Below are 26,072 nucleotides of genomic sequence, written 5' to 3'. Positions count from 1 at the left end.
TTCACGGCGCGTTGGACCGAAGTCAGGCACGGGACCGCAATTCACGTACCGGCGCTCGCTGCCGTCGACCAGCGGGCACCGTGGTCTCGGCGCCGACCAACGCCAGGCCCCTGTGGGCTGCCCGCACTCGGCCGGATGCGCTTGCGGGCCCAGCAGAGGACGATCGCCGAGTAGCCGTGTGAACTCTCCTGGGCGACCTGCCGGACCTCGATCGACCCGTTCAGCGGCCCGAACTCCGGCCGCAGCACAGCCCGGAGGTCATGTTCGTCGACATCGGCACTGGGAAAGGTCTTTCCCGCGACCGTGTAACCGCGACATCGGCGCAGGGCCGCGGTGACGAAGAGACCTCCAGGCCTGACCAGGCCCGTGATGTGGCGCATGAAGAGCTGCCAGGTCGCCCGGTCGTCGGTGGCGGAGTCCGCACAGTAGGCGCTGATCACCGTCGGGTACCGGCGGGCCACCGGACGGGATTGTCGACAGTCCACCCGGATCAGCGCGGTGATCTTCTCCCTGACGAGATCCTCGCGGGTCGCCACGTCCTCGTCTGTCGGGCAGCTGACCCCCTCGCACTCCAGGGTGTAGCGGACGAACGGTCGCCAGTCGTGGGCATCGGGTTCGCGGTCGATCCACCGCTGGATCTCGCTGAGGTTCGCCGGCAGATAGTCGCCCAGGTGGATCTCTGATGCCACCTGGGCGGCCGCGAACACGTGGTGCAGGGTGGGCCCGACCCCGAAGAACAACACAGGCTGACCGCGTTCCGCACGGCGCATCGCCTCGACGAGGAACGCGATGGTGGCGGTCTCGTCCGGTTCGACAGTGCGGTAGTAGCCGGAGAGGTATTCGGCCGGAACCCAGTCGGTGTCGAACGAGGCGTACCTGCGGCGACGGTGCAGGAGAAATGCTCTGGTGAGGCGGGCGAGCCCGTACTCGTACAGCGCGGCACCGAGGTTGGCGCCGCCGAGGAACACGAGTGCCTCGTTCGAGGTGACCGATTCACTGAAGGCGGCGACCCCGAAGGCACCCGCGTAGTAGGGCACCTCCTTGGCGACCTCCGTAGCGGCGTACCCCAAGGCCGCCGCGAGGCGCGGTGCGCGGGCGCTGCTCGTCGTGCGCCGGATCACGTCGTACGCCGCTTTGGACAGGACGTTGGTGCTGGTTCCCGTCGTCGCCAGAAGCGTCCCGTTCGCTCGCACGCTGGCGGTCAGGCCGAACCCCCAGACCGCGTAGCTCGCGGCGAGAAATGCCACCACCCACTGGTGGTCGAGGCCGCTGAGCAGACCGGAGGCGACCAGGGATGCGCCTGCCGCCACCACGCTCGTCTCCAGCGCATAGGCCGATGCCGCGGTGGCGGCGAGGCTGACAGTCCAGTTTCTGGGCCCTCGGTGTCCCCTCGGAGGGCGCTCCGCTGGCCGAACCATCTGCGTCGTGGGGATCTCGTTCATACCGGTGCCGCCGCTCGGGCCGGTCGAAGGCCCGGATCCCCGGCCACCGACTGAAACACCGCGACCACCAGGATGTTCATCGGTTCCCGCCGCCTGACCGGAGTTCGGGCGGCGGGGAGGCTTGCGCGGCCCGCGCCTGTTCCGATCGGACGCGCTCGGCCTCGACCAGTACCCGGCGTGCAAGTTTTCCCGACGGCGCCCTCGGCACCGATGGGGTGAACCGGACGGCGCGGAGCCGCTTGTAGGGGGCGACCCGCTCAGCCACGTAGGCCAGGAGCTCCTCAGCTGTCGCCGGTCCCCGCAGCACCACGTGCGCGACCGGCACCTCGCCAGCGTCCGGGTCAGGCCGGGGCACCACGGCCACGTCGGCGACCGCCGGGTGGGTGAGGAGCAGGTGCTCCAACTCGGCCGGCGCGACCTGGTACCCCTGGTACTTGATCAGTTCCTTCAGCCGGTCGACCACGTAGAGGTAGCCATCCTCGTCGAAGTAGCACAGGTCGCCGGTGTGCAGCCAGCCGTCGGCGTCGATGGTGGCGGCCGTGGCCTCGGCACGGTCGCGGTAGCCCCGCATGAGCTGCGGGCCGCGGATCCACAGCTCGCCGGCGCGCCCGGCACCGAGGTCGGCGCCACCGTGCGGGTCGACGACGCGCGCCTCGGTGTTGGGCACCAGTCGGCCGACCGACCCGCGCCGAGGCTCGTCGAGCGGGCCGACGGTGACCATGGCGGCCGCTTCGGTCATGCCGAGGCCCTGACTGACCACACAGCCGAGCCGCTCGGCGCACCGCTGTTCCACATCGGCGGCGAGGGGTGCCGCACCCACGCCGAGGCTCCTCAGCGAGGACACATCGTGACTGTCCACCAGCGGATGGCCGGCCAGCGCCGTCGCCATCGGCGGTGACACGATGGTGACCGTCGCCCGGTATCGCTCGATCGCCTGAAGGAAGGCCTCGAGGTCGAAGCGAGCCAGGGTGACGACGGTGGCGCCGGCGGCCAGGCTGCAGGACAGCAGGACGTTGAACCCCATGACGTGGAAGAACGGCGCCACGGCGAGGACCACGTCGTGCTCGCGGAAATCCATCACCGCCTGGCTCTGGCGGACGTTCGTCACCAGGCTCGAGTGGGTCAGTTCCACTCCCTTGGGTAGGCCGGTGGTGCCGCTCGAGTAGGGCAGGGCCGCGAGTTCGCTGTCGAGGTAGGTCGCCACCTCCGCCGGCGGATGGTCGTGGGCCATCAGCTGGCGGAACGACGTCGCGCCCGCCGCCTCCCCGAAGACCAGCACCTCCTCGACACCGGCCTGCTCGGCGGCCGCCGACGCGCGGTCCAGAAACGGCGGCACGGTTACCAGGATCCGCGCCTTGGCGTCGGCGAGCTGGCCGGCCAGCTCGCCGACGGTGAGCATCGGGTTCGCTCCGGTGACTATCCCGCCGGCCGCCATCGTTCCGTAGGCCGCCAGGGCGTACTCGGGCAGATTGGGGCTGTAGAGGGCCAGCACGTCCCCCGCCGCAAAGCCCCGGGCGACCAGGCCGGCCGCGACCCGCTCCACACCGCTGGCAAGGTGGCGGTAGCTGATCGTGCGGCCGGTTGTGCCGTCGACAAGGGCCGGCTTCTCGCCGAGGCGGGCGGCATGCTGCAGCACGAGCGATTGCACGCTGGTACCGCCGACCTGCACGTCGGGCAGGTCGCTGCGGTACGGGTGGACGACTGCCATGGTGACTCCCCTGCCGTGGGTGACCACATCAGCCGGCAGGACGCCGCTGGTGGGCCAGGTTCCGACACTCATGACCTGACCGTAGGAAGCTGCCGTGTGCAGACCGTTTCCCGACCGTTTTCGCAGCGTGGATCGCGATAGAGTTCTTCCCGGACGACGACGGCGGTGGCGATGCGGGACCAGGAGTTGCGTGTCCGGGTGCTCGGCGGGGCCGAGCTGACGGTTGACGGGCGTCCACTGGTCGAGCTGGCCTCTGCCAAAGCAACGGCACTCCTGTTCTACCTGGCGGTCACCGGCACCGCCCACTCGCGCTCAACGCTGGCAGGGTTGCTCTGGAGCGACCTTCCGGAGCCGACGGCCCGGGCCAATCTGCGGCTGGTGCTGACCAAGCTGCGCCGGGTAGTCCCGGACCTCGTGGCAGTGAGCCGGCAGACGATTGGGCTGGCGGACAGCCGGCAGGTGTGGGTCGACGCTGCGGAGGTGGGCCGGGTGGCCGCCTCCCATCAGGACGACGAAGAGCTGCTGGAGGCCGTCCGGCTCTGCCGAGGCGACTTTCTCGAGGGTTTCGGCGTTCCCGGAGCCCCGCTGTTCGACGGGTGGCTGGCCGACCGGCGCGCCGCCGTTCGAGCGGACATGCTCACGCTCATGGACCGTGCCGTGCAGCGGGCCAAGGACCGGCGGGATACCGACGGTGGGATCGAGGTGACCCGCCGCCTGCTGCAGCTGGAGCGGCTCCACGAGGAGGCGCACCGCGCGCTGATGTGGTTCCTGGCCGTCGGCGGTCAGCGCAGCGCCGCGCTCGCGCAGTACGAGACCTGCCGCTACCTCCTCCGGGAAGAGCTGGGCATCGAGCCGGCGCCCGCCACGCTCGCCCTGCGGGACGAGATCGCCGGCACCGGTGGGTTCAGTGCGCTGGATGTCCTCCCGCCCGCTTCGGCCCGGCGGGAGAACCCGGCCCGGGCGGCCAGGGCGCCGACATCTGATCTGCCGCGCCCGCTCACCGCGCTGATCGGGCGGGAGAAAGAGCTGGCGCGCCTGCATGAGCTCCTCGACGATCCCGCGTGCCGCCTCGTGACCCTTGTGGGCCCCGGCGGAATTGGGAAGACCCGGCTGGCGGTGGAGGTCACTGCGTGTCGGCAGACGCGTCATCGTGACGGGACGGTATTCGTGTCGTTCGTGGGAACCAGCCCGACCCGCCCGGATGAGGCCGCCGACATGGTCGTCGCCGGCCTCGCCCGCGCGCTCGAGATAGAGCTGGCCGTGCCCCGTGAACCACTGGGCCTGCTCACCGACCAGCTCGCCGGCCGCGAGCTGCTGCTGGTGCTCGACAACCTGGAGCACCTCCGCGACGGCGCGGGAGTCCTCGCCGAACTACTGCGACGAGCACCCGGCACGCAGTTGCTGGTGACGTCCAGGCGGCAGCTGGGGCTGGGCGTGGAGTGGCTGGTCGAGGTGCCAGGTCTGCCGTACCCGCCGCCCGAGGCCGACGCGGACGCCGCCGCCTACGAGGCGGTGCAGCTCTTCCAGGAGCGGGCCCGGATGCTGCGTCCCGGCTTCCCCGCCATCGTCGGCGCCGAGGGAGTCGGTCGGGTGTGCAGGCTGGTCGCCGGTGTGCCGCTGGCCATCGAGCTGGCCGCCCGTTGGGTGCGGTCCGCCAGCCCGGTCGCCATCGCCCATCGGCTCGCCGAGGGGCTCGAACTGCTGGAGACCACGGCACCTGATGTGGAGCGGCGGCACCGCAGTCTCCGCTCGGTGATCGACTGGTCGTGGCAGTTGCTGACCGACGAGGAACGCCGAGCCTTACGTCGGTTGTCGGTGCTGCGCGGCAGCTTCGACCTCGCGGCGACCAGCGCCGTGGCAGGTGCCGGACTGCCGATGCTGGCCAGCCTGGTCGACCAGTCGCTGGTCGCGGTCCGCGGGCACGGCCGCTATGAGATGCATGAGCTGCTCCGGCAGTACGCCGCCGAGTGCCTGGCCACGGACCCCGCGGAGGAGGCGCAGACGCGGTGGCGTCACGCCGAGCACTTTGTCGCGCTGCTCCCGCCAACTGGCGAGGCCCGCACTGAGGGCGGGCCGAGCCTGGAGGCCGAGCGGGAGAACCTGCACGCCGCCACCGAATGGCTCATCCTCGACGCCGATCCGACCACGCTGGACGCCCAACTGCTGCGGCTGTGGGGGCTGTACCGGCGCCTGGGCTGGTTCCGGGAGGCTCAGGCCTTCTTCGGCGCGGCCCTGAAACGTCAACGGATCACCACCCTGCAGCGGGCCCGCTGGCACCGCATGCTCGGCGAGACGCACCAGCAGCTTGGCGAGGCGAGCACGGCGCGATACCACCTGGAGAGGACACTGGAGCTTCTGGGCGGCCGCGTGCCGGCGTCGACGACGGGCCGGCTACGGATGCTCGCATCGCAGGTGACACGCCAGGCGCTCCGCGGCCTGCGTCCGGATGGTGCCGTCGAGGGTCGTGGCGACCGGCGCGAGGCAGCCCGGGAGCGCGCAGTCACCTGCTTCGCGATCGCCGAGGTCTACTGGGTGCTCGAGGAGCACTTCCCGATCCTCCTGGCGTCGATCTCGTCACTCAACGACGCCGAACGCGCCGGGGACCTCGATTCCACCGTCCGGGCACGGGCCGGTCTCGGGATGATCGTCGGCACCCTGGGGATGCGCCGGCTCGCGGGTCGGCACCTTCGCGCCGCGAGCGCCGCCGTCGAGCGGACCACCGACCCGCTCACCGCCTGCTGGGTCGGCATCGTGGGCGGACTGCACTGGACCGGAGTCGGCGACTGGGCGGCGGTCGATCTCAGCGCCGACAGGGTCCTGAGACTCCGACGCCGAACACCGATGCACCGCTGGGCCGACGAGGTGCTGCTGATCACCGCGGTCACCCGGTACCTCACCGCCCGCTATTCGCAGGCGGCCGCCGCGGCCACCGAGGCGATCGCCTCCGGCCGCGACCGCCGCGATCCCGTCGTGCGCCTCTGGGGTCTGCTCGTCCTGATCGAAACGGCCCTGCGCACCAACCCCGACGACGTGGCGCTGGCAGGCTGGTTCGAAGAGGCCGCGCCGCTCCTGGCAGCAGCAGCCAGGATCGACGCCGCCCGCCTCCACGCCGCCACCGCCCGCCAGCACCTCACCGCCGGGCGGCCAGCAGATGCGTGGCACGCGATCCGGGCCGCCGACCACCTGATCGGCCCACGTCCGTCGTTCGAGCAGTACGCCATCGAGGCACACGCAGGCGTCCCCGAAGTCTGTCTGACGATGCTCGAACTGGCCGGTCCTCGTGGAAGCGCGGTTCGCGGAGCGGACGAGCCAGACCCAGCCGATCTGCGCTCGACCACAGCCGCCGCCCTGCGCCGGCTGCATCGCTACGCCCGCACCTTTCCCATCGCCCGTCCACGGGCACTCATCTGCCTGGGCCGGTACCGCTGGCTCGACGGCCGTGCCGAAGCCGCCAGACGGGCGTGGGTCCGGGCAGCCCGCGAGGCCGAGCGCCGTCAGATGCCCTACGAACTGGCGCGCGCTCATTTCGAACTCGGCCGTCACCTCGCCGCGGGGCAACGGTCCACTCTCAGGCTCGACAGGGCCGAGCACCTGGATCGGGCCATCACCGGGTTCGACGCCGCCGGGTGCACCGCCGAGCTGCGCCTAGTCCAGGCGCTCGCCGGGCGGACCGCCCGGTAGCCGACCGTGAAGATGCTCTCGACGCTTGGACCTGGCTGCTCCGCTTGGCCAATTTCTACGGCCCGCTGCAGACCGTCGGGGCGTCCGAATTCGTCCACAATGCCGTCGACGTTGTCCCTGAGGCCTCGGATTTGACCTACGAGCCGAAGTCGGACGGCTGGCTTCCTGAAGGAAGCTTTACGCGCGGCTGGGCCGCTGCTCGCCGGTTCTGCAGCTTCATGGGGTGAGCGTCTCCCACAGGTGTGGGTTTCGTGTCAGGTGTAGTAGCCGCTCTGCCAGCCGTCGATGGGCGAGTGTCTGCGTCGAGGCACCCCATAGGGGCGCGGTGCTCATTCCGTCCGCTGCTGCCACCACCAGCGCCAGTACGTCGGCAGGCAGCCCATCAGCGGCAAGTGCCGCGTCCAGCCGTTCCGCGTCGGCTCGGGCGAGTTCGGCAACCGCGGGCAGCGACATGAGCTGAGTGATCAGAGCCAGCGATTCGTGCACCGGGGCGTCGTCGTCGGCCGGCGCCACCGACGACCGGATGTACGCCCGGGTCAGCCGTCCTGGTGCGGTGTCCGACGGGTCCAGCGCGGCGTCGATGCTGGCCTGGAAGGCGGCGAGCTGATCGCGGGCCAGTTCCAGGATCAGCTCGTCCTTGCTGGCGAAGTGGTAGATCAGCCCGCCCTTCGACACGCCGGCGAAGCGGGCGATGTCGTCCAGGGAGGCGTGGACCCCACGGGCGCGGACGGCGTCTGCGGCCGCGTCCAGCAGCGCGCGTCGGGTGTCTTGCGGTGACCGGCCAGCTGTGCGTCCCACGGCGACACCGTACCTACGGCCGCGGCGTGCGCGGCGACGGGATCAGCACCCATGCCAGCACCGCCGCTGCGAGGGTCAGCGCCGCCGCGACCAACGAGGTGACCTGCATACCGGTGATGAATGCGTCTCGCGCACCGGCAGCGGCTTCCGGCTGCAGCACCTGCAGCGCCGAACCCAGCGAGTCACGGACCCGCGCCGCGTCCTCGGATGGCAGCCCGGACGGCACGCTCACGTTGTGGCGATACACCAGCGACAGCAGAGAGCCCAGCACCGCGATGCCCAGCACCACGCCGAGTTCGTTGGCGGTCTCGGTGATCGCGGAGACGGAGCCGGCCTTGCGTGGTGGTGCGGCCGAGATGATGGCGTCGCCGGTCAGCGTCATCGCCAGCCCGATCCCGAGGCCGATGGGCACGAGCGCCAGACCGAGCCACAGGTACGGTCCCTGCGCGGCTGCCGCCACCGCTGCCAGTCCCGCGGCGGCCAGGGCCAGTCCGAGTGCGATGGCCCGGCCCCGGCCGAGCCGGGCCACGACCAGCGCGATGATCGCGATGACGACGATCGAGGCGAGAGTCGCGGGCATCTCGGCGAGGCCGGCCTGCAGGGGGCCCAGCCCGCGAGCGAACTGCAGGTACTGCGAGAAGAAGAACAGCAGCCCGACCAACGCGAAGATGGCGATGACGTTGGCGACGACCGCCCCGGAGAACGCCGCGTTGCGGAACAGCTCGACGTCGAGCATGGGCTGCTCCAGCCCCCTCTGGCGCCGCACGAACAGCACGGCGGCCGCCAGTCCGGCGAGCAGGCACGACACGGTCACGCCGTCGACGCCAGCCCCGACCACGTGCTTGACGGCGTACACCAAGGGCACGATCGCCGCCATGGACAGCACCGCGGAGAGCACGTCGAAGCGGCCCGGTTGCGGATCGCGCGACTCAGGCAGCAGAAGAAGGCCGGAGACCACCACCAGGATCATCACGGGCACGTTGATCAGGAACACCGAGCCCCACCAGAAGTGCTCAAGCAGGAACCCGCCCACGAGCGGCCCGATCGCCGACCCTGCACCGAAGGCGGTGGACCAGATCGCGATCGCTCGGGTCCGTTCGCCGCTGTCGGTGAAGATGTTGCGGATCAGTGACAGCGTCGACGGCATCAGCGTCGCGCCAGCCACACCGAGCAGTAGACGCGCCCCGATCAGCGCCTGCGCGCTGGGGGCGAACGCGGCCAGCAGCGACGCCGCACCGAACGCCACCGAACCGATCAGCAGGATCCGCTTCCGCCCGAACCGGTCGGCCAGATTGCCCATGAGCACCAGCAGACCCGCCAACGTCAGCGAGTAGATGTCACCGATCCAGAGGACCTGCTCCGCGGTCGGCGCCAGGCTCGCGGTCAACGCCGGCACCGCCAACGAGAGCACCGTCCCGTCGATGGCGAGCAGCAGCACGGCTGCGGCCAGCACAGCGAGCGCCGCCCACCGCCGACGGGCCGACAGCATCGGTCCCGCAGTCGAAGTCGCGAAGGAGGTCATTCCGAAACTTTACCGACTGGTCGGTGCAGTTCGTCATGGTGATCTGTAGCACCGGGTTCACACCCCTGGCCGCAACCTCTCCCCGCCGCGTGGACCGGGCAACTCGACCGGCGCCAACCCCTCCCGTACACGTCTCGAGAACAGTGGTTACCGCATCAGTGTGGGCACGATGAGTCTGCCGTCGTGGACCTCGGCGATCTGGTCCACTGCGGTGAGGCGGGTGCGGTCGTGGGTGACGAGCACGGTGGCGGTGGCCTGTTGATGGGTGAGACGGGTGATCAAATCGATGATTTGGGCACCTCTTTGGTGGTCGAGGGCGCTGGTGGGTTCGTCGACCAGGAGCACTGTGGGGTCGTTCATCAACGCCCGGGCGATGTTGACGCGCTGGCGCTGGCCGCCGGACAGCTGGTGGGGGCGCCGCTCTGCCTGTGCGGCAAGGCCGACGCTGTCGAGCAGTTCCATGGCTCGGCTGCGGGCCTTGGCCGGGGAGCGTCCGTCGAGCTGCGCCATGACTTGGAGTTGTTCGGCTGCGGTGAGCGACGGCAGCAGGTTGGGCTGCTGGAACACGATGCCGATCTTGTTCCGGCGCAGGGTCGTCAGTTCCCGGCGGCTCAGGCCGGTGGTCGTGGTGCCGTCGATGGCGACGGTTCCGGCGTCGGGGCTGATGAGGGTGGCGGCGACGGCGAGCAGGGTGGACTTTCCGGAGCCGGAAGGGCCGACGACGGCGGTCAGACTGCCCTTCGGCACGTTCAGGGTGACGTGGTCGAGGGCGGTCAGGCGGGTGTCGCCGTCGGGGTAGGTGAGGGTGATGTCGTGCAGGTTGAGGCTCATCGGGCGCTCCCCAGGGCGGTCAGCGGGTCGACGGAGGTGATGCGACGGATGGACAGGGCGGCCCCGAGTGCTCCGAGCGCGATCATCACGGCGGCCGGGACGAGGATGGTGGCGGGAGTGAGGATGAAGGGCACGGCCGCGCCGGCGACGAGGGCGCCGAGGCCGGCGGCGATGCCGGTGCCGAGCAGTGTGCCGCCGGTCAGCAGGACGACGGCCTGGCCGAGGGCGTCCTTGAGCAGGCCGGTGGTGGAGGCCCCCAGGGCTTTGAGTACGGCGAGGTCGCCGCTGCGCTGGATGGTCCAGACGGTGAAGAATGCACCGATGACGAGTGCGGAGATCGCGAACAGGAAGCCGCGCATGAGCTGCAGGGAGCCGTTTTCGGAGGTGTAGGAGCCGATCGCGGACAGTGAGTTGGTCTTGGCGACCGTTGTGGTGCCGGTGGCCTTATCGGCGGCCCGGATGTCGGCGTCGGCGGTGGTGTTCAGGGCGATGACGGTGGCGGTGGGACCGTTGGGCTTGTCGGTGGGAGGTGTCAGCTTCTGCCACAGGCCGAGGCTGGTCCAGACGACGGGGGTGTGGCTGAAGGAGGCGTCTCCGTGCACGGCGGCGACGTTCACCTGCTGCCCGCCGAGGGTGAAGGTGTCGCCCACGGCCACATCGAGGTTGTCAGCGGCGGTGATGGACAGGACCGCCGCGCGCTCGTTGATCTTGTTGCTTGCCGGGACAAGCGTCGAGCCGGGCTGAACGCCGAATGCGGAGACCCCGATGGTCTTGTCGCCGGCGGCGGCCTTGGTGGTGGTGATGCCCAGTGGTTGGGCGTTCTGCACGCCCGGGGTCCGGGCCCACTGCTGCCATTGGTTCTCGGTGACGGTGGAGTTCGAAAACGATAGCTTCTCACCGGTGCCCGTCGCGTTGAAAGCGATCTTGTTGGCCGCCAGGCCGGTGATCGCGGAGACGTTCTGCTGACCGAGGCCGGCGGTCAGCCCGGACAGCAGCCCGACCATCAGAGTGATCAGCACGATGACGGTTCCCATCAGGGCAAAACGCCCTTTGGCGAACTTCAGATCTCTCCAGGCGACGAACACGGCTTTGGCCTGCCCTTCATGGGGTGGAAGTGGGATCTCTAGCGTCGCCGCGCACCCTCCAAGTCCGCCTCTGGCGCACGGCAGCTCCTGGTGCGTCGAAAGGCTGCACGCCGGTTCTAACTTTTGATCGAGGCCGTCCCGGGAGATGACTGCCTAGGCTGGAAGAACTGTGAAGATGACTGCTCCGGCCTTGACGCCCGCCACCCGCACCCTGACCTGGTGTGTGCACTTGCTGATCGTCGGCCTGCTCGCTCTGACCGCCGGACGGGCGGTAGTTAACAGCCGTCCGCACGCCGGGACGGTCATCGCTGCCGCCGCAGCGTGTGGGCTGGTGTACGCGGCCGGACCTTTCCTGCCCCGCGTCAGCCGCTCCCGGCGCGCCGCCGCGGTATGGCTGACCGCTGTGGTCGCCATCTGGCTGATGCTGCTGGTCCTATCGGCCGACGCGGTGTGGGTGGCCTTCCCGCTCTACTTCCTGCAACTGCACCTGCTGTCACGCCGCAGCGGCCTGGCCGCCGTAGTGATCACCGCGGCGGCGGCCATCGCAGGCTTCGGCGCTCACCAAAGTTCCGTCAGCCCGGCCATGGCGATCGGCCCGGCACTCGGCGCCGCCGTGTCGATCGCGGTGGTATGGGGGTACCAGGCCCTGTACCGCGAGAGCGAGCACCGCCGGAAGCTGATCGACGAGCTCATTGCGGCCCGCACCGACTTGGCCGCGGCACAGCACACCGCCGGCGTGCTCGCCGAACGCGAGCGCCTCGCCCGGGAAATCCACGACACCCTCGCTCAAGGCCTATCCAGCATCCAACTGCTGTTGCGCGCCGCTGAACGGGCACTGCCCTCCACACCGCAGAAGGCCACCCGCTACGTCGAGCAGGCCCGCCAGGCCGCCGTTGACAACCTCGCCGAAGCTCGCCGTTTCGTCGCCGCCCTCGCCCCGCTTGACCTCGAAGACACGATCTTGGCTGGCGCCCTGGAAAGGCTGTGCGCCACCACCAGCGCTCGCCACCGGCTCACCGCGCGTTTCCATCTCACCGGCGATCCCCGACCGCTGCCAACCGAGCACGAGGCGGCCCTGCTGCGCATCGTCCAGTCCGCCCTCGCGAACACTGTGCGCCACGCCGAGGCAACCACCGCCGACGTCACCCTCAGCTACCTCGGCGACCACGTCGCCGTGGACATCATCGACAACGGGCACGGCTTCGACCCTCACCGGCTTCCCCCACCCGACGCCCGGAACGGCGGATTCGGGATGCCTGCGATGCGCGCCCGCGTCCTGGCCCTCGGCGGCACCCTCACCGTCGAATCCGCCCCAGGCCACGGCACCGCCCTGGCCGCCCAGTTACCCCTTGCCTCCCCCGCCGACAACAGCGTCGAGGCAAACTCGTGACCGACAAGCCCATCCGCCTGCTCCTGGCCGACGACCATCCCATAGTCCGGGCCGGGCTGCGCGCAGTACTGGAAACAGAACCCGGCATCACAGTCGTGGCCGAAGCCGCCACCGCTGAGGAAGCCGTCACCCGCGCCGGCCGCGGTGACATCGACGTCGTCCTCATGGACCTGCAATTCGGCAAAGGAATGAGCGGCGCTCAGGCCACTGCCGCCATTACCGCCCGCCCCGGCGCACCCCGCGTACTGATCGTCACCACCTACGACACCGACGCCGACACTCTGCCCGCCATCGAAGCCGGCGCCACCGGCTACCTCCTCAAAGACGCTCCGCCTGAAGACCTCGCCACCGCCGTACGCACCGCCGCCACCGGTCGCACCACCCTGGCCCCCGCTGTCGCCGACCGGCTCATGAGTCGGCTGCGCGACCCCCGAACCGCCCTGACCCGCCGCGAGACCGAAGTCCTCACCCTGGTCGCTGACGGCCTGTCCAACCAGGCGATCGGCTCCCGGCTTCACCTCACCGAAGGCACAGTCAAGTCCCATCTCGCCCACATCTACACCAAGCTCGGCGTCGAATCCCGCACCGCCGCCGTCGCAGCCGCAACCCAGCTCGGCCTCATCCGACGCTGACCTGACCGACCGTCCGCTGCTGGGGAGGCTCAGGCCGTGGCTTGACAGCCGCTGCCGAATCGGCAACGGAAGTGCTGTTGCTGCACCACTGGCGACCGGGACCTGGGCGGCGATCCTCGTGATGCCTCGACTCGGTGTGGTCGCGGCCGCCGAGACTACGAGCCGGATCTCGCGCGTCTCGTGCATCCCCACGATGAGCAAGCTGACGCGATCGTTGACCGCGCTGCGAGCCCGCCACCAGGTGGTCGGCGTGGGTATCACGGAGTACGTTCCGCAGCTCGACCACGACCAGCAGGTACTCACCAAGGTACTGGGTGCACTCGGGCTGACCGGGCGCTTGTCGTGACCGCGAAACACCGGTTCTCTCGTCGGTGAATGATCAAGCCGGCCGTTTCCTCGGTACGCGAGGGCAGAACCCTTCCCCTGCAGCCGTGCCGCCTCAGCGATGTCTGCGGAGGCGGCACGGTCGCCGATATTCGAGCCGCGACGCCTACTCCTTCACACCGATGTTGTCGATCGGAGGGGCGCTGAGCAGCCGTCGGACGGGCCACACCGTGGTTGCCAACGCCAGCAGTGTCGTGCCGCCGAGCACCGCCACCCCACCGAGCGGCGGGACGTACGGGATCGGGCTGCCGGTCAGTCCGTTGACGATCGCGCTCAGGGTCAGCGCCGCGATCGTCGCGCCGATCAGCACCGCGGTGCCGAGCAGCCCGGCCTGTTCGGCCTGGACCATCCCCCGAATCTGACGGCGGGTGACCCCGACCAGTTGTAGCAACGCCAACTCGCGGCGGCGGGCCAGCGCGGCCATCACCATCGTGGTGGCCGCCGCCAGCGCCGCGTACCCCACCATCACGCCGATCAGCAGCCGGTTCAGCCAGGCGCCGAGCGCCAGATCGGTGCTGATCAGGCGCGTACGGGTGGCGGCGTCGAGAACCTCGGTGCCCGGTTGCCCGGCCGACCACGTGGCCAACGCGGTGTCGGCCTCCGGGCCGGCGCTGACCAGGACCTCGTCGTCGGTATCCCCGGCCGTGTGCCCGGCGACCGTCTCGGCCGCCAGCGTGACGTCGCCGAAGCCGAGGCCACGGCCGTAGATCGCGATGACGTCCAACGTGACCGGGGTGCCGTCGCCCAGCCAGAGTTCCGCCTGATCGCCGACGTTCCAGCCGGACGAGGACGCCTGCATCGCCGACAGGGCGACCGTGCCCGCGCGCAGGTCGGCCAGGTTGCCCTCGCGCACGGCGAGGTCCATCGTCGACGTGATGCCCGCCGGGTCGACCGACTGCGCGCTGACCGGCTCGATTCCGTCGAGCCCCCGCACCAGAACCTGCGTACGGCGCACACCAGTGGCCGCCTGCACCCCGGCCAACTCGCGGATCTCCCGCGCCGCGTCCGCCGGCAGCCCACCCGGAGCGACAAGCACCCGCTCGGCGAGGGTTCCCGCGCTGCTCTGCGTGGTGGTCTGCCGTTCCAGGTTGGTCTGCAGGAACCAGACCGAGCCGCCGAACCCCACGGACAGCACCAGGGCGGTCAGGACGGTCGCCATGCCCTGCGCGTTGGCCCGCAGATTGGCCGCGGCCAGGTAGCCGCCGACCCGCCACACCCGCGGCAACAACGGTGTGAGCAGGCGTGCCGCGTACGCGTTGATCCTCGGTGCGAGCAGCGCCACCGCGATGACGAACAGGTACAGCATGCCGACCGCGCCGGCCAGTGCCCCGGTCGACCCGGCGGCACCGAGCGTGAACGCCCCGGAGGTGCCGGCCGCCGCCAGCGTCAGCACGCCGGCGATCAGCCGTACCCGGCCGCTACGCCGAGGCTCGACAGCGATCTCGCCGAGCGCCTCGATCGGCTTGATCCCGGTGACCCGGCGTGCGGCGACCAACGCGGCAAGCACCGCCACGAGGACCGCCGTACCGACCGCGGCCGGCACCGCGAACAGGCCGCCGGCCATCGGGAAGCTGGCCGGCACGAACCCCCGCTCGACCAGCTCGCCGTGCACCCAGCGGGCCGCCAGCAGGCCGGCCGGGCCGCCGATCGCAGAGCCGACCAGGGCGAGCAGCGCGGCCTCGGCGATCAGCATGCGGCGCACCTGCCCCGGCGTGGCCGCGACCGCGCGCAGCAACGCCAGGTCACGTCGACGGTGCCGGACGGACAGCCCGATGGTGCCGGCCACCACGAAGATGATCAGCAGGACGACGTACCCCCCGAAAGCCGATCCGGCCCCGACCAGCAACGTCTGGGCGGCCTGGTTCTCCGACTGCTCGACGTTCCCACGGTCTTTCCCGGCGTACGTCGTGGTGCCGGCCGCCGACGCGATCTCGCGTACCGCGCCGAGGTCGGCACCGGGCACCATCCGCACGCCGATCGCATCCACCCGGCCCGGGTGGGCGGACAACCGGGTGGCCTGCGCGTCGGTGAAGAACACCGCCGCCGAACCGGTCTCGGCGGTTCCGCTCACCCGGTACGACCGCCCGACCCCGCCGACGACCAGATCGATGCGGTCGCCGGGTGCCACGCCGAGCCGGGTGTCGACCAGCACCTCGTCGTCGGCCCGTGGCGCGGCACCCGCGCCGATGGGACGACCGGTGAAGGCGTACGTGTCCCAGCCGTGGCCCACGGCAGCGGGTGAGCCGATCAGCAGCCCTTCGTCGCCGGTGACGGCCGCGACGCCCGGCACCTGGCGGATCCGGTCCACCAGGGCCGCGTCCACAGTGCCGCCCTCGGGCAGCGCGACGGTGCTCGTGGTGGTTTCGCCGTCGAACTCCTTGAACGTGTGGCTGACCGTGCGGTTGGCGACGACCACGTCGGCCGCCGCCCAGAGCCGTGGCTCCGCGCGGAAACGCAGCCCAGACTCGACGAGGGTGCCCATCGCCACCAGGATCAGCACGCCGACGATCAGGGCCAGCAGGGTCGCGGCGGCGGGGCCGGCGCGGTGGCGCAGCAGGCGGGCGGCGAGCCCGGTCATCGGAGGACCCGCCGATCCAGCGACGCCAGGTGCTCGGCGATACGGGCGGCTCCGAGCTGCGGAAGGTCGGCGACGATCGCACCGTCGGCCAACACGAGCACGCGGTCCGCGTACGACGCGGCGATCGGATCGTGGGTCACCATCACCACGGTCAGCCCGTGTTCGTCCACGACCGCGCGAAGCAGCGTCAGCACCTCCGCCGCGGTCCGCGAGTCGAGGGCGCCCGTGGGCTCGTCTGAGAAGATCACCTCGGGGCGGGTGGCCAGCGCCCGCGCGATCGCCACCCGCTGCTGCTGGCCGCCGGAGAGCGCGGCCGGCCGGTGGTGCAGTCGGTCGGTGAGGCCGACCCGCTCGACCACCTGGGTCAGCCAGGCCCGGTCCGGACGGACGCCGGCCAGGCGCAGGGGCAGCACGATGTTCTCCTCGACGGTGAGCGCGCCGATCAGGTTGAATGCCTGGAAGACGAACCCGATCCGTGTACGACGCAGCTCGGTCAGGCGGGTCTCGGACAGCCCTGACAGGTCGGTGCCTCCGATGACCACCCGACCGGAGGTGGGCCGGTCGAGCCCGGCCGCGGTCTGCAGCAGCGTGCTCTTGCCGGAGCCCGAGGGCCCCATCACCGCGGTGAAGGTGCCCCGGTCGAAGCCGACATCGATGCCCGCAAGCGCAGTCACCTCGTTACGGCCGGCGTCGTACACGCGGGTGAGGTGTTCGACGCGTACCGCCGGTTCGATGGTCTGTCCCGGATAATCCGGCATTCTGGTGGCCTCTCTCCGTGTCATCGGCAAGAACTGCGCGCACCAGAAACGCTATTGACGTGGGAGAACGGCGACCATCCCGCGGGCTGCCAGGTCCGGGTACAGCAGGCGCTACCGCCGATCGCCGTTCAGGTAGCGCAGCACCGCGGTGACCCGGCGGTCGGCATGGTCGTCCGGTGGAAGCTGAAGCTTCGAGAAGATGCTGCGGATGTGCTTGTGCACCGCGCCGTCGGTGACGAACAGCCGCTCGGCGATCGCGCTGTTGCCAAGCCCTTCGGCCATCAGCCCCAGCACCTCACGCTCACGCGGCGACAGCTCGCTCAGCGCCGTGTCCGTCCGGCGGTTGCGGGCGAGCAACTGCGCCACCACCTCCGGGTCGATCACGCTGCCGCCGTCCGCGACGCGGTGCAGCGCGGCGAGGAACTCCTCGACCCGGCCCACCCGCTCCTTCAACAGATAACCCAGCCCGACGGCGCCGACCGAGAACAGGTCGGTGGCGAACGCCTGCTCCACGTACGCCGACAGGACAAGCACCGCGAGGCCGGGGCGGCGCCGCCGGGCCTCCACCGCGGCCACGATGCCCTCGTCGGTGTGGGTCGGCGGCATCCGTACGTCCACGATCGCGACGTCCGGCGCATGTTCGTCGACGGCGACCAGGAACTCGCCCGGAGTACCGGCCGTGGCGACCACGTCCAGATCCTCGGCCCGCAGCAGCAGCGCCAACCCCTCACGCAGCAGCGGGTCGTCCTCGGCGATCACGATCCGCATGGCAGCTCCACGTCCATTCTCGTCGGCCCTCCCGGTGGGCTCGTCAGTGTCATCCGGCCGTCGTACGCCTCGACCCGCCGGCGGATACCGGTGAGCCCTGAGCCACGTGTCTCGTCCGCGTCGCCGTGCCCGTCGTCCTCGATGCTCACCAGCAGCCGGCCGCGCTCGCGGCGCACGGCCACGTCCACCTGGCTCGCACCGCTGTGCCGGACGACGTTGGTCAGCGCCTCGGCCACCACGAAGTACGCGGTGGCCTCGACCGAGACCGCGCACCGCACCGCCACGTCCACCTCAAGTCGGCAGGGCACCACGCAGCTGCCGGCCAGGCCCGCCAGCGCGCCGACGAGACCCCGGTCGTCCAGCACGGGCGGCAGGATCCCGCGCACCACCGTACGCAGCTCGCCGAGTGCCTGTTCCGCAGCGTCCTGCGCCTGCCCGAGGATCTCGTCGGCGCGGTCCGGATTGCGGCGCAGGGCCCGCCGCGCGGCGCCCAGCAACACGTTGACCGCGACCAACCGGTTCTGGGTGCCGTCGTGCAGCGACCGCTCGATCCGGCGCAGTTCGACCGCGTGGGCGTCCAGCGCCGCAGCGCGGGTGGCGGTCAGCTCGGCCACCCGCAGCGACAGGTCGACACCCGGCGGCGGAGGCAGCAGCCACCGGCCCGGCCATGCCTGGAGACGGGCCAGGACCGGGCTGAACCAGATCGCGGCGGCCAGCCAGCCCACCCCGAGCAACCCGACCGCGAGTGCCTCGGACAATCCGTCGATGCGCCACCAGACGATCCCCGGCGCGCCGGCGTCGGCAGGGATCAGCCGGTACCACAGCGGGAATGTGACGTCCTGCACGGCATAGAGTGGCAGCGCGAGGCCGACCAGCCCGGTCACCAGGCCGATGAGCGAGTACAGCGCGACCCAACCGAGCTCCCGGCGCACGAAGGGATCGCGCGCCGCCGTCCGCAACCCGGCCGGCACCGGCCCCGGGGTGGGGATCGGCTCGCCCCAGCGGGACAGCCGGGCGCGTTCGCGGTCGGCCACCGAGCGCACCGCCCGCAACGCACCGGGCGCCGCCAGCAGCCCCACACCGCCCAGGCAGGTCACCGCCACGATCGCCGCCCAGAGCAGCGCGCCCAGCGCCAGCGTGGCGGTGCCCAGCCCTCCGACGAGGTGCTCCAGGGCGTCGACCGAGGCGCGAACCCGGCCCCGCACGTACGCCATCGACCCACCTCCCCCGCCAACATAGGCCACCGTAGGCCCCGTCCGGCAACGCCCGGCGCGGAAGGTACAGCCTGCTGTACCACGGTCGTCGAGCTGGCGGGATCGTCCCCGCCGCGCCGCCCGCCTAGCGTTGACGGCGTCGAGGAACGTTCGCCGAAGGAGGCAGTCATGACCGATCCGTACCGCATCACCGAGGCCCCGGTCGCCGCACCGAAGAAGCCGGGCGGCCTGCTACGCCCGCTGCTGTGGCTGGTGCTCTTCGTCAGCGCGGCGGCCAACGTGGTGCTGTCGACCGCGGCGGACAACCCGTGGATCAGCTCGGCGTTCGGCCTGGTGGCGGTGCTCTGCGCCGTCGCGCTGATCGTCCACCACCGCCGTAACCGCGTCCGAGAGTCGTAGAGACACAAACCCCCCCGTCGCGCTCGATCACCCTCGCCAAGCCGCGCAGGTCGTCGTTCAACTGGTGATCACGCCCAGGCAGCAGCGCTGTGGAACACGTACACCGGCACACCGTGCGGGTAGCGGTAGCGGACTCGTACCCGTCACAAGATCTGCCCGTTGAGGCCCGCGTCGATGCGACTGCGCCACGACGAGCCTGATGTTCTCAACGACGTGCGACTGGACCGGGGCACTTCTCCGGTCCGTACATCCCGCATGTGGGTGTTGCCCTGAGGGCCCGGAGCCAGTGGCTCCGGGCCCTGGTTCTGCCAGGCTCAGGGGCTGGTGCAGCTGATGTTGCCGGGCGGTGTGGCGCCGTTGCCGGTGGCGGTGAACCCGAAGGTCGTCGAGGCGTTCGGGCCCAACGTTCCGTTGTAGGGGGCGTTCTTGACGGTGACGTTGCCGGTGGTGCCCGTGTTGGTGCCGTTCCAGAGGCTGCTGATGGCCTGGCCGCTGGCCAGGGTCAGGCGTACGGTCCATCCGTTGACCGTGGTGGCGGTGGTGTTGGCCACGGTGACCTCACCCTGGAAGCCACCGGGCCAGCTGTTGACCGTGCTGTAGGTGGCGGAGCAGTTGCCTGGCCCTCCGGTCGGCGGGGGCGTGGTCGGCGGCGCGGTCGTGGGGGGCGGACTCGTGGGGGGCGGGGTCGTCGGCGGCGCGGTGGTCGGCGGCGCGGTCGTGGGGGGCGGGGTGGACTGGAACTGACTGAAGAACCTCCAAATTTCCGCCGAGGTCCACGTCCTGGAGTCGTTGGGGCTGGACGAGCCGTCGACCGGGCTGGGGGTGTGGTCTCCGTCGAACGCGGCCCACTGCACGGGATAACCAGCTCGGCAGCCGGCGTAGGTGGTGGTGATGTGGGTGAGGCTGCCTCGGCTTGGCTCGCGCGGGTTCTGGGCGGTGCAGCCGTTGTTCCGTACGAAGGTGTCGCGCAGCGACCGGCCCTGGGAGATGTTCAGCACGCTGTCGTAGATGCCGTGGATGCCGAAGTAGGCGACCGGTTGGGCACCGCCGTTGCAACCACTGAGATTGGCGCCGGACAGGACGGTGACCGCGCGGATGACGGTGGGACGCGCGCAGGCCACCGCGTAGCTCATGGCCCCGCCGTAGCTCCAGCCCAGGGCGAAGCGTTGGGTCGTGTCGACGCAGAGGTCGTTCTCGATCTGCCGGGAGATGTCGTCGAAGAGGGTCAGGTCCCGACCATTGGTGTTGGCCCAGCCAGCGTCGAGCCCTTGGGGCGCGACGAAGATGGTGCTGTTGTTCGACAGGGGCGCAAGCCCGTAGTAGCCGGCAGAAGCGACGTTGTTGGCTGAGCCGTTCAACCAGTGGAAGCCGAAGATGAGCCGGTAGGGGTTGTTTCTGTCGTAGCCGTCGGGGATCCGGAGGATGTAACTGCGATTCTGTCCGCTGCTCTGAATGGTGCGTGTTCCGCTGGTGAGCGTGGGGGCCTTGCCGCAGCCTGCGGTCGCCGCGAGGGTGCCGTTCGTCGCGGCGACCGCCGTGCCGCGGAAGCCGCTGCTCAGCGCGCCGCCAGCGGTCGCCGCGAGGAGGATCGTTGCGGCTGCGATGGAGGAGAGAAGATGTCTACGTTTGACCATTGCTTGACTCCTTGTCCTTGGTCGTCTCTTGCGGTGGTGGTGGTACTGCGCGAGGTGGACCCGGCGACCGCTGGCCGCGCGGCGAGCACTGGCGGGACGACGGCTCGACGGGCGGACGGGGCGGTGCGGTGATGACCGATGTTTCTGGCGCTGCCTGCTGCCGGGGTTGTCCGCGACGGGACATGGAGAGAGCTGGGCATGCAGCCGGACCGAAGTCGTCCGGCAGCCGCCTGCGGTTCGCCTGGCATCGGCGGAGCGGCCCGGACTGGTCACCGAACGGCGAGGCTGCGGGGAGGGCGTACCCTCGGCGTGCCTCTGCCGATTGACGGAGATGACTGGAAGCGTGCCCTTCGCTTCCGCCCGGAAACATAGCATGTTATCGATAACATGCTCAATGGCGGCTCACTGATCGGCGAGCTTCCTTCGGGCTTGGTGACACGCCAAGCGGTGGGGTGGCCGGCTGTCCGCCGGCATCCGAGTGCTGCGGGCCTTCGCCGGGTCGAGGGCGACGGGGCTGCGAACGACTGACAACCTGACTCGGGCTGTGCTGGGCTCCCGAGCGCTTGCGGTAAGCTGGATCACCGCCTGCGCGGCGGGTCCGTCCATCCGGGACGCCGACTGGACCATGCCCGGCCTTCACAACCTTCCCACTCACGCGGGGTCGACGCCGACCCGGTCCAGGCCCTGACCGCCGCAAGCCTCGCCGGCCGCCAGGTGCGGTGGATGACGTCAGTTGTCATGCTGTAGATATGAGCCTGCCACGGAAGATGCTCGTCGCGCTCGGGATGTTCCTCGTCGGTGTGATCGGCTGCATCGTCGTGCTGAGCGGGCAGGGCCTGGAAGAGGCGGAGAAGTGGGCATCAGTGGTCGGGGTGTTCGTCTCCGCCGGGGTTGGTGTGGCGGGTCTGGTGCTTGGCTGGCTCGCCCTGCGACAGCCCGCCGCAACGGCTGGGTCGGCACCGGTGTCGGTCACCCGCACCGGCCCGGCGGTGGCCCGAGGTCCGGGCAGCAGGGCCAACACGGGTGTGTCCGGGGTGGCTTCGGGCGGGTCAACCGTCGCACGGTCGGGCGCTGCCGAGGCTGAAGACGGCGGACGCGCGAACACGGGTATCGAGAACTCGTGAGGTCAGGTCGGCCGTGAGTGAGCATGTGGATATCCGGGCGCGCGGGACCGGGCAGGCCACGGCAACGTACGGCGGGATAGCGATTTCTGGAGTTGTCAACGGCCCGGTGACCCTGCAGCCCAGACCGGTTGCCCGGTCGGCGTATCTGCAGCAGGTTCAGCGCATCGCACCACCGGTGCTGCTCGATCGCGAGCGTGAGCTAGCTGAGCTGGGTCACTTCTGCACCAGTGCCGACGCTGGCCCGTATCGTCTTCTGCGTGCCGGGCCCTGGGCCGGCAAGTCGGCCTTGACCTCCTGGTTCGTCCTGCATCCCCCGGCCGAAGTGGACATCGTGTCGTTCTTCGTCACTGCGCGGTTTGCCGGGCAGAGCGATCGGGTGGCCTTCACCGAGGTCGTCATCGAGCAGTTGGCCGAACTGCTCGACGAGCCGATGCCGAGCCATCTGACCGATGCGACCCGTGACCAGTGCTTCCTCGACATGCTCGGGCGGGCCAGCGAGTCGCGGCGATCTGCCGGGCGGCGACTGATCCTCTTGGTCGATGGTCTGGACGAGGACCGAGGGGTCGTCACCGGGCCCGATGCGTACAGCATCGCCGCCCTGCTGCCCGCCGCACCACGGGCCGGTCTGCGGATCATCGTCGCCGGTCGACCCAATCCGCCGATTCCCGGGGATGTCTCGGACGGCCACCCGCTGCGTGATCGGTCGACAGTACGGGCGCTGGCCCCGTCGCCGGCCGCCACCGTTGTCCGAGCGGACATGCTGCGTGAACTCACCCGGCTGCTCAAAGGCGCGTCCACCGAGCAGGACATGCTCGGCCTGCTTGTCGCCGCCGGAGGCGGTCTGAGCGCGGCCGACCTGTCCGAGCTGCTTGACGTGCCGGGCTGGGAGGTGGAGGAGCACCTGACAACGGTGGCCGGCCGCTCGTTCACGCCCCGACCCAAGCGGTGGCATCCCGAGGCACCGCCTGTCTATGTGCTTGGCCACGAGGAAGTGCAACTCACCGCGGCGGAACGGATCGGCCCGGCGCGGCTGAGCGCCTACCGGCGACAACTGCACGAGTGGGCCGACCGGTACCGGGCGAGCGGCTGGCCGGCAGAGACCCCCGAATATCTCCTCCGGGGATGGTTTCGGCTGCTGGAGGCGACCCGGGATCTTCCCCGGATGGTCCAGTGCGCCACCGACGAAGCTCGACATGATCGAATGCTCGACCTCAGCGGCGGCGACACCGCCGCGCTGATGGAGATCGACCGGGGGCGAGACGCCTGTATCGCCGAATCGGTACCGGATCTACCCTCGCTGGCCCGCATTGCGGTGCACGGTAGTCGGCTGGTCGAACGCAACGCGAACCTGCCCCAGCGCCTGCCCGCCGTGTGGGCTGCGCTGGGACGAGAGTCCCGCGCAGAGGCGCTGACCCGGTCGATGCCGACGCCGGAGTTCGAGGTCGACGCGTGCCTGAACGTCGCCTACGTGCTGATGGACAAGGGGAACCGTGCTGGCGCCGTTGCCTTCGTCGACAGCGCGGAGGCGGCCGCGCGACGGGTCATCGACGAGGACGTGATGCCGACGCTGCTCGCCGATGTGACGGCGATGAGCGTTCACGTCGGCGACATCCAGCGGGCGATCCTGCTCGCCGAAGCGGCGCGACCGGCGGAGCATCGCGTCCGGCAGATGACGACCGTTGCCAGGTTGGTTGCCGAGTACGGCGATCAGGAGACTGGCCTGGCGCTGGCGGGCCCGGCTATCCAGGCTGCCTGGGACCTCCTTGAGGTGCACGAGCGCTGCCAGGCGCTCGCTCACCTTGCCGGAGCCCTCACCGCCTGCGGCGCAATGGCAGAGGCCCGCGCGCTCGCCACGTCGATCAGCGAACTCGTCATGGCGATCACCGATCCCACCGGGCTGGCGGCGACGTGGTCCGCTGCCTGCGCCGCGCATGCACGCGCCGGGGATCCGGCGAAGGCGGCCCGGCTGCTTGGGCTGGCAGAGAAGGCGATCACATCGGCCGAATCCGAAGGCATGCGGTACCTGGTCTGGGTCGCGATCCTGATTCGGGACGTGGACAGAGCCGAGGCGCTGGCGCGAGCCGGGTCATGCCTGAACGAGTGCGCCGAGGAACTGGTCGACGCCGCTACCGAGTCGGACGACCCGCAGTGGGCGCTGATTCTTGCGGAGCGGTTGGCGCGGCTGGCGCCGGAGCTTGCCGACCCGAACGAGAAGGCAGCAGCATTCGGCAACGCAATTTCGATCATGGTGCAGCGGGGCGCTGCCTCCCAGGCCAGCGCCTTGGCTCAGGAAGTGGCGACGGTCATGCTGACCGAGCCGTCGGCCGACGAACGCGGTGGACCTCGACTGTCGCACGGATTGACCACCTTCGCCGGTGCGGCCGCGGGCGCTGGCCACATCGACCTGGCGGTCCGCCTCGCCCACCTGTCACCCGAGGAGGAAACGCGAGACGGCATCCTGGCGGGCGTGGCTTCGGCAGCTGCTCGCGCCGGACGTCTGGACGTCGCCGAGTCGATGGCCCGGTCCATCGCCACCGCGGCCGAACGCAGGTCAGCTCTGCTCGCACTGATATTCGTGGTCGAGTCCCAGGATCCCGACTGGGAGGCCCGGCTCGTCGCCGACGTCGACGACCCCGCAAGCCAGGCCGCCGCCTACACCGCGCTGGCCAGGCGGGCGGCAGATGACGGGGAGGACGACCGCAGCTACGCGCTGGCGATAAGGGCCGAGACGACCGCGAGGTCGGTACTCGACCTGGACCGCCACCTGTCGGCGCTGGGCGCACTGGTCAAGGTCACTCAGCACGACGGGCTTCGCGGGGCCGTCCGACGGGTTGTGCCAGCCGTCCTGGCCTCTCCGGCCGAGGTGCGCGGGTCCCGTGTCGATGCGGTGCTGGACCTGCTCAGTCGCCTCGGTGAGCCGGAGGAGGTTGCTCGGCTCACCGAGGCGACCCGGGAGGAGATCAGCGGTTCTCTCGCGCCTCGCCGAGCCTTTCCCCCGGCCCTGCCCGCTACCTACACCGCATGTGTTGCGCTGGCGGAGTGCGGCGACGTCGAGCGGGCCGAACAGCTGTTGGCCTCGATCAATGACAGGTACCTGAGGTCTCAGGCAGGTGTCGTGGTGGCCACGGCACTGGCCCAGGCCGGAAGCCTCAGATGGGCGACCGAGGTCGCCGCCTCGATCACCCATCCCTACTACGAGGCGGACGCGCGCTTTGCGGTCGCAGACGCGCTCGCCACGGCCGGGGCGGTGGAACGCGCCAGGAGCGTCGTCGCAGAGTCGCGCACGCCGTACTACACGGCGTGGGTGTCCACGAAGCTCGCCGGCAGTGCGACCAGGGTCGGCGACCGGGACGCGGCACGCGACTGGGCTCGGCTGGCCGAGAAGGCGGCGGCCGGGACCACCCATCCGTACTGGCGGGCCTGCGCCACCGCGAGCCTGGCGACAGCTGTCCTGGCGACAGGTGAGGTCGAGTGGGGCACCGCCCTGACCGACCAGGCCCAGCGCCTGCTGGACCGGATACCCGATGCGAACCAGGCGCTCCGAGCGACAGCCGCCACCCTCGGCGCCGTCGCCGCGCTGGGCGATGAAGCACGTTTCGAAGCCCTCGCTCTCCGCGCAGATCACCTGCTACTCGACATCAACGAGCCGTACGCCCGCTCCTGCGGGGCCGCCGCGCTGGCCCGGGCCTTCCTCGCCATGGGCGACCTGAGCGGAGCCGAGAGGATCCTGACCTCCATGGGCGACGTCGAGGGCCGCCAGGATCTGGTGGTGACACTGGTACGGGCCACCGCCGTGCGCGACGGTGTGGACGCTGCCGAGATGAAGGCCGGCCTCGCGGGACATCCCGTGCTCGGGGCGGGTGCGCTCGCGATGGCCGCCATGACCAGCAGCCCCGATCTGGCCGGACCACTCGTCGCTCGCGCACTGCGCGGCGGTGAATGGCCGGCGGCGGTCAACGCCCTCGCGTCGATCTCCCCCCTCGCGATCGACGCCCTCGCCGGGGAGTACCTTCGTGTGCTGCCCGGGGCCTAAGGCGTGTTTCATAAGCCGGTCAGAGCCACTCGGTGATGATGGTGAGGGTCAGGACGGCTTGGAAGCGGACTGCGAGTTTGTCGTAGCGGGT

19 protein-coding genes are annotated in these 26,072 nt (G+C 70.5%); 8 read left to right on the top strand and 11 right to left on the bottom strand.

All coding sequences use genetic code 11. From position 1 onward, the window contains the following. Positions 1-41 precede the first annotated feature (41 nt). Positions 42-1,313, bottom strand: a complete 1,272-nt coding sequence (gene gntF, locus ABZS37_RS27300) for a guanitoxin biosynthesis pre-guanitoxin forming N-methyltransferase GntF (RefSeq protein WP_355173524.1) — start codon at positions 1,311-1,313, stop codon at positions 42-44. Between the two features lie 205 nt (positions 1,314-1,518). Further along, complete coding sequence (locus ABZS37_RS27295; RefSeq protein ID WP_355173522.1) at positions 1,519-3,222, bottom strand: AMP-binding protein; 1,704 nt, start codon at positions 3,220-3,222, stop codon at positions 1,519-1,521. A gap of 99 nt (positions 3,223-3,321) precedes the next feature. On the opposite strand from ABZS37_RS27295, the gene ABZS37_RS27290 reads away from it, so the two are divergent. Together ABZS37_RS27290 and ABZS37_RS27285 are read left to right on the top strand one after the other, a co-directional pair. Continuing rightward, positions 3,322-6,831 carry a BTAD domain-containing putative transcriptional regulator gene (locus ABZS37_RS27290; RefSeq protein ID WP_355173617.1) on the top strand — a complete coding sequence of 1,170 codons (3,510 nt, stop codon included), beginning with the start codon at positions 3,322-3,324 and terminating at the stop codon, positions 6,829-6,831. Between the two features lie 44 nt (positions 6,832-6,875). Then, positions 6,876-7,058, top strand: coding sequence for a hypothetical protein (locus ABZS37_RS27285; RefSeq protein ID WP_355173520.1), 183 nt, complete (start codon positions 6,876-6,878; stop codon positions 7,056-7,058). On the opposite strand, the gene ABZS37_RS27280 is transcribed toward ABZS37_RS27285, so the two are convergent. The 4 genes from ABZS37_RS27280 to ABZS37_RS27265 form a co-directional block, all read right to left on the bottom strand. Further along, positions 7,048-7,629: a TetR/AcrR family transcriptional regulator gene (locus ABZS37_RS27280; RefSeq protein ID WP_355173518.1), complete on the bottom strand. Its 582-nt coding sequence runs from the start codon at positions 7,627-7,629 to the stop codon at positions 7,048-7,050. The two genes, ABZS37_RS27285 and ABZS37_RS27280, sit on opposite strands and share 11 nt — an antisense overlap. 13 nt (positions 7,630-7,642) lie before the next feature. Further along, the gene (locus tag ABZS37_RS27275; RefSeq protein WP_355173516.1) at positions 7,643-9,151 is read right to left on the bottom strand and encodes an MFS transporter; all 1,509 of its coding nucleotides are present in this window, start codon (positions 9,149-9,151) and stop codon (positions 7,643-7,645) included. 147 nt (positions 9,152-9,298) lie between these two features. Continuing rightward, the gene (locus tag ABZS37_RS27270) at positions 9,299-9,982 is read right to left on the bottom strand and encodes an ABC transporter ATP-binding protein (protein ID WP_355173514.1); all 684 of its coding nucleotides are present in this window, start codon (positions 9,980-9,982) and stop codon (positions 9,299-9,301) included. Further along, a complete protein-coding gene (locus ABZS37_RS27265; RefSeq protein ID WP_355173512.1) occupies positions 9,979-11,016 on the bottom strand; it encodes an ABC transporter permease in 1,038 nt (345 codons plus the stop codon). Before ABZS37_RS27265 ends, ABZS37_RS27270 begins: the two co-directional genes overlap by 4 nt. 226 nt (positions 11,017-11,242) lie before the next feature. Here ABZS37_RS27265 and ABZS37_RS27260 point away from each other — a divergent pair, with 226 nt between their 5' ends. From ABZS37_RS27260 to ABZS37_RS27250, 3 genes are all read left to right on the top strand, one after another. Further along, positions 11,243-12,457: a sensor histidine kinase gene (locus tag ABZS37_RS27260; RefSeq protein ID WP_355173510.1), complete on the top strand. Its 1,215-nt coding sequence runs from the start codon at positions 11,243-11,245 to the stop codon at positions 12,455-12,457. Continuing rightward, positions 12,454-13,089, top strand: a complete 636-nt coding sequence (locus ABZS37_RS27255) for a response regulator transcription factor (RefSeq protein ID WP_355173508.1) — start codon at positions 12,454-12,456, stop codon at positions 13,087-13,089. The genes ABZS37_RS27260 and ABZS37_RS27255 overlap by 4 nt, the downstream gene beginning before the upstream one ends. Before the next feature lie 193 nt (positions 13,090-13,282). Further along, a complete protein-coding gene (locus tag ABZS37_RS27250; RefSeq protein WP_355173506.1) occupies positions 13,283-13,435 on the top strand; it encodes a hypothetical protein in 153 nt (50 codons plus the stop codon). 144 nt (positions 13,436-13,579) lie between these two features. Here ABZS37_RS27250 and ABZS37_RS27245 read toward each other — a convergent pair whose 3' ends face one another. The 4 genes from ABZS37_RS27245 to ABZS37_RS27230 all read right to left on the bottom strand — a co-directional run bounded on the left by ABZS37_RS27245 (position 13,580) and on the right by ABZS37_RS27230 (position 18,791). Then, positions 13,580-16,051, bottom strand: coding sequence for an FtsX-like permease family protein (locus ABZS37_RS27245; RefSeq protein ID WP_355173504.1), 2,472 nt, complete (start codon positions 16,049-16,051; stop codon positions 13,580-13,582). Then, positions 16,048-16,809, bottom strand: coding sequence for an ABC transporter ATP-binding protein (locus tag ABZS37_RS27240; RefSeq protein WP_355173502.1), 762 nt, complete (start codon positions 16,807-16,809; stop codon positions 16,048-16,050). The genes ABZS37_RS27245 and ABZS37_RS27240 overlap by 4 nt, the downstream gene beginning before the upstream one ends. Before the next feature lie 111 nt (positions 16,810-16,920). Beyond that, positions 16,921-17,577, bottom strand: coding sequence for a response regulator transcription factor (locus ABZS37_RS27235; RefSeq protein WP_355173500.1), 657 nt, complete (start codon positions 17,575-17,577; stop codon positions 16,921-16,923). After that, on the bottom strand, positions 17,565-18,791 hold the full coding sequence (locus ABZS37_RS27230) for a sensor domain-containing protein (RefSeq protein ID WP_354996590.1): 1,227 nt from the start codon (positions 18,789-18,791) through the stop codon (positions 17,565-17,567). The genes ABZS37_RS27235 and ABZS37_RS27230 overlap by 13 nt, the downstream gene beginning before the upstream one ends. A gap of 168 nt (positions 18,792-18,959) precedes the next feature. Between ABZS37_RS27230 and ABZS37_RS27225 the strand changes: the two genes are divergently transcribed. After that, entirely contained in the window at positions 18,960-19,190 is a 231-nt protein-coding gene (locus tag ABZS37_RS27225; protein ID WP_355173498.1) for a hypothetical protein, read from the top strand. A gap of 314 nt (positions 19,191-19,504) precedes the next feature. Here the strand turns inward: ABZS37_RS27225 and ABZS37_RS27220 are convergent, their stop codons facing one another. After that, a complete protein-coding gene (locus ABZS37_RS27220) occupies positions 19,505-20,824 on the bottom strand; it encodes a cellulose binding domain-containing protein (RefSeq protein ID WP_355173496.1) in 1,320 nt (439 codons plus the stop codon). A gap of 749 nt (positions 20,825-21,573) precedes the next feature. Between ABZS37_RS27220 and ABZS37_RS27215 the strand changes: the two genes are divergently transcribed. Next, positions 21,574-21,948, top strand: coding sequence for a hypothetical protein (locus ABZS37_RS27215; protein WP_355173494.1), 375 nt, complete (start codon positions 21,574-21,576; stop codon positions 21,946-21,948). Positions 21,949-22,123: 175 nt separating this feature from the next. Next, complete coding sequence (locus ABZS37_RS27210) at positions 22,124-25,981, top strand: hypothetical protein (RefSeq protein ID WP_355173492.1); 3,858 nt, start codon at positions 22,124-22,126, stop codon at positions 25,979-25,981. The last annotated feature ends 91 nt before the right edge of the window (positions 25,982-26,072 follow it).

The sequence above is a fragment of the Micromonospora sp. NPDC005413 genome (assembly GCF_040606435.1).
Lineage (GTDB): Bacteria > Actinomycetota > Actinomycetes > Mycobacteriales > Micromonosporaceae > Micromonospora.
Note: the sequence above shows the minus strand (reverse complement) of the source record. Positions and strands in the feature narration are given on the sequence as shown.